The following is a 14,640-nucleotide window of genomic DNA, read 5'->3' as shown; positions in this document are numbered from 1 at the left end:
CATGAGCGGAGTGCACGCCACCGCGCGGATCGGGGCGAGGGCCGACGGACGCGGGGGGACCGCCCTGCCCGTCCTGGAGAGCGACGGACCGCTCGCCCTGCGGCGCACCCGGGCCACCGGCGGCGAGGCACGCGTCATGCTCGTCGGCGCGATGAGCGGACCACTCGGCGGTGACCGCTTCGCCGTCGAGGCCGAAGTCGGCGACGGCGCCCGGCTGCACGTCGGTTCGGCCGCCGCCACCATCGCCCTGCCCGGGCAGGCGAAGGACGAGGCCCACTACGACGTACGCCTGACGGTCGCCGACGGCGGCGAACTGCGCTGGTTGCCCGAGCAGTTGATCTCGGCGAAGGGGAGCGATCTGTTCGTCGCCACGCGGGCCGAGCTCGCGGCCGGTGCCCGGCTCGTCCTGCGTGAGGAGCAGGTGCTCGGCCGGGTGGGGGAGGAGCCGGGGAGGCTGACCAGCCGGCTCACCGTGCGGGTCGCCGGGCGGGTCGTCCTCGATCAGGAACTGGCCTGCGGACCCAGCGCGCCCGGCGGCTGGGACGGGCCCGCCGTCCTCGCGGGGCAGCGAGCCGTGGGCCAACTCGTCGTCGTGAGACCCGAGTTCCGCCAGTCGCCGACGGCGGCGCGGAGCGTCGGCGAGTACGCCCGCGTCATGCCGCTGGCCGGGCCTGCCGCCCTGGTCACCGCCGTCGCGCCCGATGCGCTGCGGCTGCGGCGGGCGTTGGACGAGGCGCTCGCCGATGTCGACATCCGGTGAGCGGTACATCACTTTCCGGTTATCGGATTGGCAAAGAAGGTCAACGACACCTTTTCCCAGGTGCCTCACAGCCGCGAGGATCCCCCTGCCGCCATCACCAGGTAGGGGAGTTCCCACTTGAAGGACATACGACCGAACAAGCGCACCACGGCGCTCGGCTCGGCCGGCGTACTCGTCGCCGCGACGATGCTCGCCGGCGCTTTCGCGGCGCCCACGGCCAGCGCGACCAGCAGCCGGCCGGGCCAGGACCGGGAGGCGCGCGGCGCCGCGATCGCCGCGGAGCGCGCCGGCAAGGCGGGCATCGACTGGCAGGACTGCCCCGCCGACTGGGGCCTGGAGAAGCCGATCCAGTGCGGCTGGGTCACCGTGCCGCTCGACTACGCCAAGCCCGACGGCCCGAAGATCAAGCTCGCCGTCGACCGCATCGGCAACACGGGCACGGCCGCGGAGCGCCAGGGCGCGCTCGTCTACAACCCCGGTGGCCCCGGCGGCTCGGGCCTGCGCTTCCCGCGCCGTGTCACCACCAAGGCCCCCGTCTGGACCAACGTCGCGAAGGCCTACGACTTCGTGGGCTTCGACCCGCGCGGGGTCGGCCACTCCGCGCCCATCTCCTGCATCGACCCGCAGGAGTTCGTCAAGGCGCCGAAGGCCGACCCGGTCCCGGACAGCGAGGCCGACAAGCTCGCCCAGATCAAGCTCGCCCGTGAGTACGCGGACGGGTGCGCCGAGCGCAGCGGCGAAGCCGTGCTGGCGCAGATGACCACCCCGAACACCGTCCGCGACCTGGACGTCATCCGCGCCGCTCTGGGCGAGAAGAAGCTGAACTTCCTGGGTGTCTCCTACGGCACCTACATCGGCGCGGTCTACGGCACCATGTTCCCCGGCCATCTGCGCCGCATGATCGTCGACAGCGTGGTCAACCCCTCGCGCGAGAAGATCTGGTACGAGGCCAACCTCGACCAGGACGTCGCCTTCGAGGGCCGCTGGAAGGACTGGCAGGACTGGGTCGCCGCCAACGACGCCACCTTCCACCTCGGCACCACCCGCGCCGCCGTCCAGGCCAAGTGGCTCGAACTGCGCGCGACCGCCAAGAAGAGCCCCATCGGCGGGATCGTCGGCCCGGCCGAGCTGATCTCCTTCTTCCAGAGCGCCCCGTACTACGACTCCTCGTGGGTCCCGGTCGCCACCGTCTTCAGCAAGTACTTCGCGGGAGACACCCAGGCGCTCGTCGACGCGGCCGCACCGGACCTGACCGACACGGCCGGGAACATCTCCTCGGAGAACGGCAACGCCGTCTACACCGCGGTCGAGTGCACCGACGCCAAGTGGCCGACCAGCTGGCGGAAGTGGAACAGCGACAACACCCGGCTCAACAAGGACTACCCCTTCATGACCTGGGCCAACGCATGGATGAACCTGCCGTGCGCCTTCTGGCCGGTCAAGCAGCAGACCCCGGTGGACGTCAAGAGCCACAAGGACCTGCCGCAGGTGCTCATCGTGCAGTCCACGGATGACGCGGCCACTCCGTACGAGGGCGCCGTCGAACTGCACAAGCGCTTCAAGGGCTCCCGCCTGATCACCGAGAGGGACGCCGGCTCCCACGGAGTGACCGGCCTGGTGAACACCTGCATCAACACCCGGGTGGACGCCTACCTCCTCACCGGCAAGCTGGACACCGCGGACGTGACCTGCGCGCCGCACGCCACGCCCAAGCCGTAGCACAGCCCGCACGACAACGAAGGGCGGCCGGAGCGATCCGGCCGCCCTTCCCCGCGTTCTGACGGAACATCAGCCGACGGCAGAGGTCAACGCGAGGGCAGTCGCGGGAACCTGCGCTCCTTCTCGGCCTTGACCGCCTTCGCCGCGGCCGCCTCCGCCTTGGCCACGGCCGCGTACTGGTCCACGTACTCCTGCTCGGACAGCGTCAGGATCGCGTACATGATCTCGTCGGTGATCGCGCGCAGCACCGCCTTCTCGTTCTCCATGCCGAGGTAGCGGGAGAAGTCGAGCGGCTCGCCGAAGCGGATCACCACGGGGTGCAGGGTCGGGATCACCTTGCCGGGCGGCTGTGCCTCGAAGGTGCCGATCATCGCGCAGGGAATGACGGGGACCCGGGCCCTGAGCGCCATCACCGCCACCCCGACCTTGCCCTTGTACAGGCGGCCGTCGTGCGAGCGGGTTCCCTCCGGGTAGATACCCAGCAGTTCGTCCTTGCCGAGCACGCCGAGGCCCTCGCGGATCGCGGCCTGGCCGGCCTCCTTGCCGGAGCGGTCGACCGGGATCTGGCCCGCGCTGCGGAAGAAGGCCGCGGTCAGCCGGCCCTTGATGCCGGGACCCGTGAAGTACTCCGCCTTCGCGAGGAAGGTGATGCGGCGCCTGAGGATCGCGGGCATCAGGAAATGGTCCGAGAACGACAGGTGGTTCCCGGCGACGATCGCCGCTCCCGAGTCGGGTACATGCTCGAGGCCCTCGATCCGAGGCCGGAAGACCAGTCTCAGCAGGGGGCCCAGCAAGACGTACTTGAGCACGTAGTAGAACAAGGGGGTCGCTCCTCACTCCGGCGGATCGGCGGGATGGCCGCGTGACCAGGGTGCTGCCCCTGGACGCCGCGCAGCAAGCCGCAGGGAGCCGCGGGTGGCGATGTGCGGCCGCCGGGAAGGCGCGCGCGGCGCTTTTTCGTCGAATCTCCACGAATCTTTCCGCAACCGTGTCGGGTCTCACATCCGACGAGGGTGAGACGTCGCAGATGTCGCATTGATTTCCATGGATCTTCATCAACTTCTTACTTACGCTGCGTGATTGACCATCTTTCCTCAGTGCTTTCTCACTGAGTCGTGCAGTGAACTGTGAATGCGGGGGCGCGTGTTGACGCGAAGACATGCCCGGACGTCGGCCTTGGCGCTGGCGCTGGTGACGGCCATGGGGATCGGGGTGACGCCGGTGACCGCGGCGGTGCCCGCCGCCCCGACGGCTCCGGCCCGGACGAAGACCACGGCCGGGAACGGGGCGACGACCACGCAGGACGCCCTGACCGAGGCGAAACGGTCCGGCAAGAGCGTCGAGGTCGGGTCTCTCCGGTCGGAGAGCAGCGATGTGTATGCCACACCCGACGGGAATCTGGAGGCGCGCGAGTATCTGCGCCCCGTGCGGACCCGGGTGGGCGGCGAGTGGAAGCCGGTCGACACCGATCTGGTGAAGACCTCGGAGGGGACGGTCGCCCCGGGCGCGACCACCGTGGGCCTCGAATTCTCCGCGGGCGGCGACGCGCCGCTGGTGCGGATGGAGAAGGCCGGGCGCGAACTGGCCCTGTCCTGGCCGGGCGAGCTGCCCGCCCCCGTCCTCGACGGGGCCACGGCGACCTACCGCGACGTCCTGCCGGGCGTCGACCTGCGGATGGGCGCCCAAGAGGACGGCTTCACCCAGTTGCTCGTCGTCAAGTCCGCCCAGGCGGCGTCCGATCCGGAGCTGACCCGGCTGCGGCTGAAGCTCTCCGCCGAGGGCATGAACGTCCGTGAGACGTCCGAGGGCGGTCTGGAAGCCGTCGACCAGGGCGCCGGGAGCGCCGTGTTCGAGGCGCCCAAGCCCGTGATGTGGGACTCCAGCACCCGGGAACCGGCACAGCGGAGCGGGGCGCCGCGGGCGAGCGCCCCGGCGAAGGGGGCCACCCCGGCGGGGAAGGCAGCGCTCCCGGCGGGGAAGGCAACCCCGAGCGGGGAGACCCTCCCGGCGGGGAAGGCGTCGCCGACGGGGCGGGCCCTGGCCGGTAGAGCCGCTCCCGCGGAGGCGAGCGCCGGTGGGGAGCAGACCACCGCCACCGGCGTGAGCGGACAGACGGGTGCTGCGGGCGAGGAGCCCGCTGCCGGGGAGTCGGCGAGGCTCGCCCCGGTCGGGGTGGACATCCCGGCCGGCGGCGGGGAGCTGGTCCTGACCCCGGACGCGGACGTGCTGAAGGGCGAGGACACCACCTACCCGGTGTTCATCGACCCCCAGTGGTACTCGCCGCGCGCCGCCGCGTGGACGATGGCGTCCAAGTACTGGGCCTCGTCACCGCAGTGGAAGTTCAACGGCGAGAACAACGCCGGCCTCGGTTACTGCGGCTGGGCCTACTGCCAGCCGAACGACACCAAGCGGCTCTTCTACCGCATCCCGGTGTCGAAGTTCGCGGGCAAGACCGTCCTGTCCGCCGAGTTCGTCGTACGGAACGTGTGGTCCGCGTCGTGCGGCGCGCGCAGCGTGGAGCTGTGGCGCACGAAGGACATCTCCGCGTCGACCACCTGGAACTCGCAGAACGCGTCCGGCTTCTGGATCGACAAGCTGAAGACGGACTCCTTCGCCTACGGCTACGAGGGCTGCTCGGCCAAGGACGCCGAGTTCGACGTGAGGTCCGCCGTGCAGACGGCGGCCAACGCCAAGTCGTCGACGATGACGTTCGGCATGCAGGCCGCGAGCGAGAGCGACATCTACGGCTGGAAGCGGTTCTCTGACAAGGCGTATCTGCGGGTGAAGTACAACCGTCCGCCGTCGCAGATCAAGATGTCGCAGCTCACCATGGAGTACGGCGGCACCTGCAAGCGCCCGGCCGACGCACCGCGCGTGCGCACCCTCGGCAAGATCTACGCCAACGGCGTCACGGACCCGGACGGCGACACCGTCGGCGTGCAGATCGAGGCGGCCTGGGACTCCGGCGACGGCAAGGGAGTGATCCCCCGCTGGAAGCCCGCCCGGACCAGCCTGAAGAAGTCCGGCTCGAGCTTCTCGCTGACCCTGCCCTCCTCGCTGCCCGAGAACAAGCAGATCAGCTGGTACGCGCGCAGCTATGACGGGGCGCAGTACTCCCCGTGGTCCAGCGCGGGCGATCCGACGGGCTGCTACTTCACCTACGACACCAAGGTCCCGAAGGCCCCGGTCGTCACGTCCGCCGAGTATCCGGCCTCGGACCCGGAGAACCCGGACGACCCGTGGTTCGACGGCGTCGGCCAGTACGGCTCGTTCCAGCTCAAGGCCGCCGACACCGACGTGACGAAGTACTGGTTCGGCATCAACGGCGATCCTTCGTCGAAGAACGCGATCACCACGTCCGCGGGCGCGGCGAAGATCGCGAGGATGCTGCCGGCCAGGTCCGGCCTCAACTTCGTCACCGCCCGGGCGTTCGACGCGGCAGGCAACGGCTCCGAGATCCGTACCTACCAGTTCCGGGTGAAGGCGGGGCAGCTCGAGCGCGCCGACTGGGGGATGGACGAGGCGGCCGGCGCCACCGAGGCGGCGGGCAGCGCACCCGAGCAGAGCGCCGCTCTGTACGGCAACCCGACACCGGGGGTCGAGGGCAGGTTCGGCACCGCGGTGCAGTTCGACGGCGTCGACGACTACGCCGCCGGCGACGTCGCCACCATCGACACCGACGTCAGCTTCTCGGTGTCGGCCTGGGTGAAGCTGTCCGCCATGCCGTCCGGCGCGGCGGTCGTGGCCTCCCAGCGGGGCAACAACGCGCCCGGCTTCGAGCTGTACTACTCCAAGGGCTACGACCGCTGGGTGTTCAACCAGTACAGCGCCGACAGCACCGCCGGCACCCCCGTACGGGCCATGCAGGCCGCCGCGGGCGGGGTCAAGGCCGGGGAATGGACCCATCTGGTCGGTGAGTACGCCGCCGGGGAGAAACTGCTGAAGCTCTACGTCAACGGCACGCTGGCCGGGTCCACGGCCTACTCCACGCCGTGGAACGCGCGGCGCGGCATGACGATCGGCGGCAGCTTCCTCGGTGACACGCCGGCGTCGCCCTTCCCCGGCGCCATCGACGAGGTGAAGACCTTCGAGAAGCCGCTGTCGGCGGGCGAGGTGGCCGGCCTGTTCAGCTCGAACGCGATCGGTGCCGGACGCCCGGCCCGCGCCGTCTTCCACCTGGACGAGGCCGCCGACGCGACCGCCCTGAGCGGCCGTGCCGATGTCAACCCCGCGGTCCTCAAGGGCGGCGCCACCGCCGGCTCGCCCGGCGTCGACGGCAACGCGCTGACGCTGGACGGGACCGACGACTACGCCGCCACCAGCGGTCCGCACATCAACACCTCGTACAGTTTCGCCGTCTCCGCCTGGGTGAAGCTGACGAAGACCAAACCCACGCACGCCGCGAGCGTCGCCTCGCAGACCGGTGACGTGGTGACGGGCCCGGAGCTGTACTACTCCAGTTCCTACGACCGCTGGGTGTTCAACCAGCACAGCGCCGACACCGCCGACTCCACGGTGGTGCGGGCCATGCAGCCCGAGGGCACCACCGCCTACGGCGGTGAGTGGACGCACCTGGTCGGCGTCCAGGACACCGTGGCCGGCCAGCTCTCGCTGTACGTCAACGGCACCCTGGCCGGCACCACCGCCCTGCCCTCGACCTGGTACGCGGGGGGCGCGGTACAGATCGGCGCCAGCGCGTTCGAGGGCAAGACCACGTCCTTCTTCCCCGGCCAGATCGACGACGTGCGCCTCTTCGACCGGCCGGTGTCGGCCGACGAGGTGCAGCAGCTGTTCAAGCAGCGAGCGCTGCTCAACGCCCGTTGGAAGCTGGACGCCACCACCGGCTCCGCCTCGCCGGACGACGCCGGCCGGACGGCCGCCCTGTCACTGGCGGGCGGCGCGAAGATCGGCGCCGGGTTCATGGAGGGCGGCCTGGAGCTGGACGGCAAGGCCGGCTACGCGAGTGCTCCGGCGGTCCCGGTCGACACGAGCGCCAGTTTCACCGTCACCGCCTGGGCCCAGGCCGCGTCGATCCCCACCCAGAACGCGGCGGTGGTCAGCGCGGAGGGCGCCAGCCGGAGTCCCTTCGCGGTGCACTTCGTCCCGGACGCGAACGATCCTGAGGGTCTGGGCAGTTGGGAGATCGAACTGCCGAACGCGGACGCCTCGGACGCCACGACGGCACGCCTGGCCAACACGGAGTTCAGCGGTGTGACCGACTGGAACCACCTGGCCCTGGTCTACGACGGCTTCGCCAAGCAGGCCCGCCTGTACGTCAACGGCGTGCTCCAGGAGGCCGCCTGCGAGGACGCCGACGGTGACGGCACGGCGGACGAAACCTCCTGCCAGGACATGATCGCCTGGGGCGAGAACATGCTGACCACCAAGGCCGGCAAGTCGCTCCAGGTCGGACGGACGAAGACCGGCGCCACGGGGGCCGAGTACTTCCCCGGCGTGATCGACGACGTCTGGTTCTTCCAGGGGGCGCTCGACGACAGCCAGGTCGGCGAGCTCTCCGGCTCCTGGTTCGACGTGCCCACCCAGGTCCCGGCCGGCAGCTGACGTCGCACGGGCGGTGACGCCGGGACGACCCCGCGCGCACCGCCCGTACTCCCCGGCTTCCCGCGCCCTTCGGCGCACTCCGCATCCAACAGCGACGCCGGGCCACGCCACGGGCGGGCCCGGCGCCACGCAGCGACGGACGGCATACGCATGAGACGCAAACCCCCACGTTTCTCTCCCACAGCCCTGCACCGACCGGTGTCCCTGGTCGTGTCGGCCCTGATGCTCGGCGGACTGATCCAGGCCGCGGCCTCGCCCGCCCAGGCCGCGGACGGCCATCCCCTGCCCGGTGTGCCCAAGGCCGACAAGACGGTCTCCGGCACCGAGGGCGTCAAGGTCAGGCCCCGCACCCTGACCCGCGGCCCGAAGACGCCGGGCCAGAAGCCCAAGGGCTCCTGGCCCGAGGCCGGCACCGCCACGGTGGAGCTGCCCGGACGCACCACGAAGAAGGCCCCCACCGCGCAGCGGGCCGGTGCGCTGCCGCTGACGATCGCCCCGGTGAAGAAGGCCCGGGAATCCGTACAGGGGACGGTCGAGGCCGCGGTGCGAGGCTCTGAGCAGGCCCGACGCGCCGGTGTGGACGGCCTGTTGTTCACCCTGGAGGCCAAGGACCGCCCCCAGGGCCTCACCCCGGCCGGCACCACGCCGGCCGAAGCCGGCAAGGTCGCCGTCACCGTGGACTACGGGGACTTCGCCCAGGCCTACGGCGGTGGCTACGCCTCCCGGCTGAACCTCGTCGAACTGCCCGCCTGCGCCCTCACCACACCCGCGAAGGACGAGTGCCGCACGGCCACCCCGGTCGCCGCCGCCAACGACACCGACCGGCAGACCCTCACCGCGAACACGGTGAGTCTGCGATCGAGCGGCATGACGGTCCTGGCCGCAGCCGCCGAGACCGGCGGCGAGAAGGGCGACTTCAAGGCCACCTCCCTGTCCCCGTCGGCGACCTGGACCACCAATCTCAACACCGGTGACTTCACCTGGTCGTACGACATGCCGGCGCCCGACGTGCCCGGCGACCTCACGCCGGACGTGAGCCTGGACTACTCCTCGGGCTCGATCGACGGCCGCACCGGCGGCACCAACAACCAGGGCTCCTGGGTGGGCGACGGCTTCGACCTGTCGCCCGGCTTCATCGAGCGCCGCTACAAGCCCTGCGCCGACGACGGCGAGAAGAAGGCCGACGGCGGCAAGCCGGGCGACCTGTGCTGGTCCTACGACAACGCGTTCATCTCCTTCAACGGCAAGGGCGGCGAGCTCGTCCCCGCGGGCGAGGACGAGTTCAGGCTCAAGCAGGACGACGGCACCCGCGTCGCCCGGCTGACCGACACCGCCCGTGGCAACGGGGACGACGACGGCGAGTACTGGCGGGTGACCACCCCGGACGGCACCGCCTACTTCTTCGGCTACCACCGGCTGCCCGGCTGGACGAGCGGCAAGGAGAGCACCGACTCCACCTGGACCGTGCCGGTCTACGGCAACAACACGGGTGAGCCGTGCCATGGTTCCGACTTCGCCGGATCCTGGTGCCAGCAGGCCTGGCGGTGGAACCTCGACTACGTCGTCGACACCCACGGCAACGCGATGGGCTACCACTACGTCAAGGAGGCCAACTCCTACGGCCGCAACCTCAAGGCCGACGACGACACCCCGTACACCCGCGGCGGCTACCTGGAGCGCATCGACTACGGGCTGCGGTCCTCGCGGATGTTCGCGGACAAGCCCGCCGCCCAGGTCGTCTTCGAGAACGCCGAGCGGTGCCTGCCGCAGGACGGCGTGACCTGTGCCGTGGACACCATCGACGCCAAGGCGTCCTACTGGTACGACACGCCGTGGGACCTCAACTGCAAGGCCGAGACCAAGTGCGACGACGGCCGTCTGTCGCCCTCCTTCTGGACCCGTAAGCGGCTGACCGCGGTCACCACCCAGCTGCTGAAGGCCGACGGCACCTACGGCAAGGTCGACTCCTGGAAGCTCGGCCAGCGCTGGGGCATGGCCGACACCGACTACCCCAGCTGCTCCTCGACAGCGTGCAGCACACCGGCCACACCGGCACGACGCCGATCACCCTGCCGAAGACCACCTTCGCCTACACCCAGCTCGCCAACCGGCTGGACCGGATCGGCGACGGCTACGCCCCCTTCATCAAGGCGCGTCTGTCCACCGTGGCCGACGAGTCCGGCGGCCAGATCGACGCCGGCTACTCGGCGCCGGCCTGCGACGCGGACGCCCTGCCGACCCCGCAGACCAACACCACGCGCTGCTTCCCGCAGTTCATCGGCGGCGACAGCACCGACGCCCCCGACCGCGAGTGGTTCAACAAGTACGTCGTCACCTCCGTCGTCGCGACCGACCGCACCGGCGGCGCCCCCGACCAGGTGACCGCCTACGAGTACCTCGACGGCGCCGCCTGGCACTTCGACGACGACGACGGCCTCACCAAGGAGAAGTACAAGACCTGGTCGCAGTGGCGCGGTTACGGCCACGTCCGGGTGAAGAACGGCGGACAGGGCGGCGCGGCCGCCATGAAGTCGCAGGAGGACCACTGGTTCCTGCGCGGCATGGACGGCGACCGCAAGGACACCACGGGCGGCACCAAGTCCGTGACCGTCTCCCTCGACTCCGGTGAGGGCGACCCGATCACCGACCACGCCTCGGCCGCGGGCCTGGAGTACAGGACCGCCGCCTTCGACCGTCCCGGCGGCAAGGTGGTCGCCAAGACCGTCAACCGGCCCTGGCACCATGAGACGGCGAAGAAGACGCGCGACTGGGGCACCGTCACCGCCGACCTCACCGGCGTCTCCGAAAGCCAGGCCTGGACCTCCCTGGACGACGGCGCGGGCGTCAAGTGGCGCAGCACCTCCAGCTCCGCCACCCACGACACCGTCGCCGGCCGGGTCACCCAGGTCGACGACCGCGGCGACACCGCCACGGCCACCGACAACCAGTGCGTCCGGACCACGTACGCCACCAATACCGACAAGAACATCCTGGTGCTGCCCTCCCGGGTGGAGACCGTCGCCAAGGCGTGTGACGCCGCGGTCGACCGGAGCAAGGACGTCATCGACGACATCCGCACCGCCTACGACGGCGGCGCCTACGGCGCGGCGCCGACCAAGGGAGACCCCACCGGCACCGCGCCCCTGAAGAGCCACAACGGGACCAAGGCGACCTACCTGGAGGCCGGCGCCACCTACGACGACTACGGTCGCGAGCTGACGGTCACCGACCTGACGGCCGACATCACCGTCACCGGCGACGCCGCCCCCGTACGCACCGTGCGCTCGGACGGCCGTACCACCACGACGGCGTTCGTCCCGACCACAGGACTGCCCACCCAGACCAAGACCACCACCCCGCCCGCCGACCCGGCGGTCCCGGCCACCGCCCAGACCACGGTCAAGGAGCTCGACCCGCTGCGCGGACTGCTCCTCAAGCAGACCGACACCAACGGCAACGTCACCAACTACGCCTACGACGCCCTCGGCCGCTCCACCAAGGTCTGGCTCGCCGACCGCGCCACGAGCGGCGTGCCGACGTACGAGTACGGCTACACGGTCACCGAGGGCAAGCCGGTCGCCGTCGCGACCAGGCTGCTGAACAACGAGGGTGGCCAGATCACGTCGTTCAAGCTGTACGACGGCTTCCTGCGGGAGCGTCAGTCCCAGGCACCGGGCCCGGACGGCGGCCGGATCATCTCCGACGTCTTCTATGACGAACGCGGCCTCGCAGCCAAGACGTTCGCCCCGTACTACAGCACGGGCAGCCCCGTCACCGAGCTGTTCAAGCCCGCCGACGCGCTGTCGGTGGAGACCCAGACCCGCACCGCCTTCGACGGTCTGGCCCGCGCGGTCGAGGAGAAGCAGATCGCCGGCAACGGCGACGGCGGCGCCGTCCTCAGCACCACGAAGACGATCTACGCGGGCGACCGGACCACGGTGATCCCGCCGGTCGGCGCCACCACCGTCACCACCGTCACCGACGCCCGCGGCAACGTCATCGAACTGCGCGAACACCAGGCGCGGGCGCCCGAGTCCGCGTACGACACGACCACCTATGAGCACAGCCCGTCGGGCGAGCTGATGAAGGTCACCGACCCGGCGGGCAACAGCTGGAGCCACACCTACGACCAGCGGGGCAACCAGCTCTCCATCACCGACCCGGACAAGGGCCGCACCGACACCAGGTACGACGACCGCAACCAGGTGATCTCCAGCACCGACGCGAACGGCACCCTGGTCAACGCCTACGACGGGCTGGGCCGCAAGACCGAGCTGCGCGAGGGCTCCGCCACGGGCAGGCTGCGGGTCAAGTGGACCTACGACACGGTGGCCGGCGCCAAGGGCCAGCTCGCCGACTCCACCCGTTACGTCGGTGACGCCGCGTACACGACCTCGGTCACCGCGTACGACAAGCTGTACCGGGCGACCAAGACGGCGACCGTGATCCCGGCCGACGAAGGCGCGTTGGCCGGCACCTACCAGTCCGGCACCGCCTACAAGCCCTCCGGTCTGGTCGCCTCGCTCAGCTACTCCGCGGCCGGCTCCCTGCCGGGCGGTTCGGTCGGCTACACCTACGAGGACCAGACCCTGCGGCCGGTCTCCGTGTTCGGCCAGGGCATGACCTCCACGGCCACGTACAGCCAGACCGGAAAACCGCTGGTGTACACCTTGGGGCTGACCAGCGGCGGCAAGAAGACGCAGGTCACCAACACCTATGAGTGGGGAACGCAACGCCTGGCGACCACTCGCGTCGACCGTGAGGAGCAGGCAGGCGTCGACCAGAACGTCACCTTCCGCTACGACGAGGCCGGCAACGTCCTCTCCCTGAACGACGTCTCCCGCACCGGCACCGACAACCAGTGCTTCACCTACGACCACCTGCGCCGCATGACCGAGGCGTGGACGCAGGGCGACCAGACCTGTGCCGCCGCGCCGTCCGGCGCCAAGCTCGGCGGCCCGGCCCCGTACTGGCAGTCGTACACCTACGACAAGGCCGGCAACCGGCTGACCGACACCCGGCACCACACCGGAGGCGACGCCACCAAGGACGTCAAGCGCTCGTACGAGTACCCCGCTCCGGGGACGGCCAAGGCCCACACGCTGACCTCGGTGACCAGCCAGGGACCGGCCGGGACGACCAGAACGGACTACAAGTACGACCTGACAGGCAACACCACCGACCGCGGCAGGCAGCACCTGGACTGGGACGCCGAGGGGCTCCTCGCCAAAGTGACCGAGCCCGTCGACGGCAAGCCGGACAACGTCACCGAGTACCTGTACGACGCCAACGGCAACCGGCTGCTCTCCCGCACCGGCGCCCGCACCACCCTGCACCTCGGCCACACCGACGTGACCCTCGACAAGGGCGCGGCCAAGGCCAAGGCGACCCGTTACCTGGACCTCGGCAGCGGCCACCAGGCGATCCGTGCCGACGACGGCACCTTCTCCTTCACCCTCGCCGACCACCACGGAACCGGTCTGCTGGCCGTCGCCGCGACGGATCTGGCTCTCACCCAGCGCAGGGTCCTCCCGTTCGGTGAGGCCCGGGGCACCGCTCCGGCCGCCTGGCCGAGCACGCGAGGGTTCGTCGGCGGCATCGACGACACCAAGGACACCGGGCTCACCCACCTGGGCGCCCGCGAGTACGACCCGGCGACCGGCCGGTTCCTCTCCGTCGACCCGGTGATGAACCTGTCCGACCCGCAGCAGATGCACGGCTACACCTACGGCAACAACAACCCGCTGGTGTACGCCGACCCGGACGGCAAGTTCTTCGGGTTCGCCGCCCTCTTCAAGGCGGTGCAGAAGGCGATCGCGAAGCTCTTCAACAAGGTTCCCAACAAGAACCCGGGCTTCATGCAGCGGCGGGCGCAGGCTCCGGCGGTCAGCAACAAGAAGTTGTCCGGGGCGCTCCAGCAGATCTATCCCAAGGCCAAGGCGAAGCAGGTCTTCGGCAACGGGAAGATATCGGCGGCGCTCATCTACGAGTTCAACACCGGAGAGCGGCTCCCCGGGAAGGACGAACTCCACCTCCAGAAGGGGTGGTCGACCATGAAGGCCCTCTCGGACGTCCTGGACCTCGACCGCAAGGCCAGGGAGTCGGAGAAGGGCAACAAGAAGAACCTCCTGTCCGACAAGGACCTGGCGGTCGCCAAGGCCGAGGCGAAGGAGCTCTTTGGTGCGCTGAACTCGCGTGACGTCACGGGCAACGTCAAGAAGAGGATGGACGCCGACGCCGGCATGAAGTCCAGCGTCAAGACCAATTTCGACGCCGTGATGAAGACGCCGGCCGTCAAGGACCTGACGGGGCAGGACTTCACGCCCGGTACGAAGCTCAAGGGCCCCGCGCCCGTCGGGCAGCCCACCCGGCTGCGCGGCTTCTCCCGCACCCTGGGCGTCGCGGGCGGCCTCCTCCAGGTGGCCCAGGCTCCCTCCTACGTCAAGGAGTACGGCTGGGGCCGGGGTTCGTGGGAGATGTTCAAGGACATCGTGGACCCGGTCGGAGTGAGTGACTCCATGGTCGACCCGTTCGTCGACCAGGGTGGGGGATCATCGGTCTGCGACCCGTCGAGCGGCAACTGCGCCTGACACTCGCCG

The 14,640-nt window shown here is 70.2% G+C and carries 4 protein-coding genes and 1 pseudogene; 4 read left to right on the top strand and 1 reads right to left on the bottom strand.

Features of this window, described 5'->3' with window-relative positions; translation table 11 throughout:
• Nucleotide 1: 1 nt before the first annotated feature.
• Together QF030_RS08360 and QF030_RS08355 are read left to right on the top strand one after the other, a co-directional pair.
• A complete protein-coding gene (locus QF030_RS08360; protein WP_307162022.1) occupies nucleotides 2–760 on the top strand; it encodes an urease accessory protein UreD in 759 nt (252 codons plus the stop codon).
• A 186-nt stretch (nucleotides 761–946) separates the two neighbouring features.
• Complete coding sequence (locus QF030_RS08355; RefSeq protein ID WP_373428885.1) at nucleotides 947–2,479, top strand: alpha/beta hydrolase; 1,533 nt, start codon at nucleotides 947–949, stop codon at nucleotides 2,477–2,479.
• 86 nt (nucleotides 2,480–2,565) lie between these two features.
• On the opposite strand, the gene QF030_RS08350 is transcribed toward QF030_RS08355, so the two are convergent.
• On the bottom strand, nucleotides 2,566–3,300 hold the full coding sequence (locus QF030_RS08350) for a lysophospholipid acyltransferase family protein (RefSeq protein ID WP_307162020.1): 735 nt from the start codon (nucleotides 3,298–3,300) through the stop codon (nucleotides 2,566–2,568).
• A 310-nt stretch (nucleotides 3,301–3,610) separates the two neighbouring features.
• Here QF030_RS08350 and QF030_RS08345 point away from each other — a divergent pair, with 310 nt between their 5' ends.
• Together QF030_RS08345 and QF030_RS08340 are read left to right on the top strand one after the other, a co-directional pair.
• Entirely contained in the window at nucleotides 3,611–8,041 is a 4,431-nt protein-coding gene (locus QF030_RS08345) for a LamG-like jellyroll fold domain-containing protein (protein WP_373428748.1), read from the top strand.
• 150 nt (nucleotides 8,042–8,191) lie between these two features.
• Nucleotides 8,192–14,631, top strand: a pseudogene (locus QF030_RS08340) (RHS repeat-associated core domain-containing protein).
• The last annotated feature ends 9 nt before the right edge of the window (nucleotides 14,632–14,640 follow it).

This window comes from Streptomyces rishiriensis, from assembly GCF_030815485.1.
GTDB classification, from domain to species: domain Bacteria; phylum Actinomycetota; class Actinomycetes; order Streptomycetales; family Streptomycetaceae; genus Streptomyces; species Streptomyces rishiriensis_A.
This window is presented reverse-complemented; position numbering and strand designations above follow the sequence as displayed.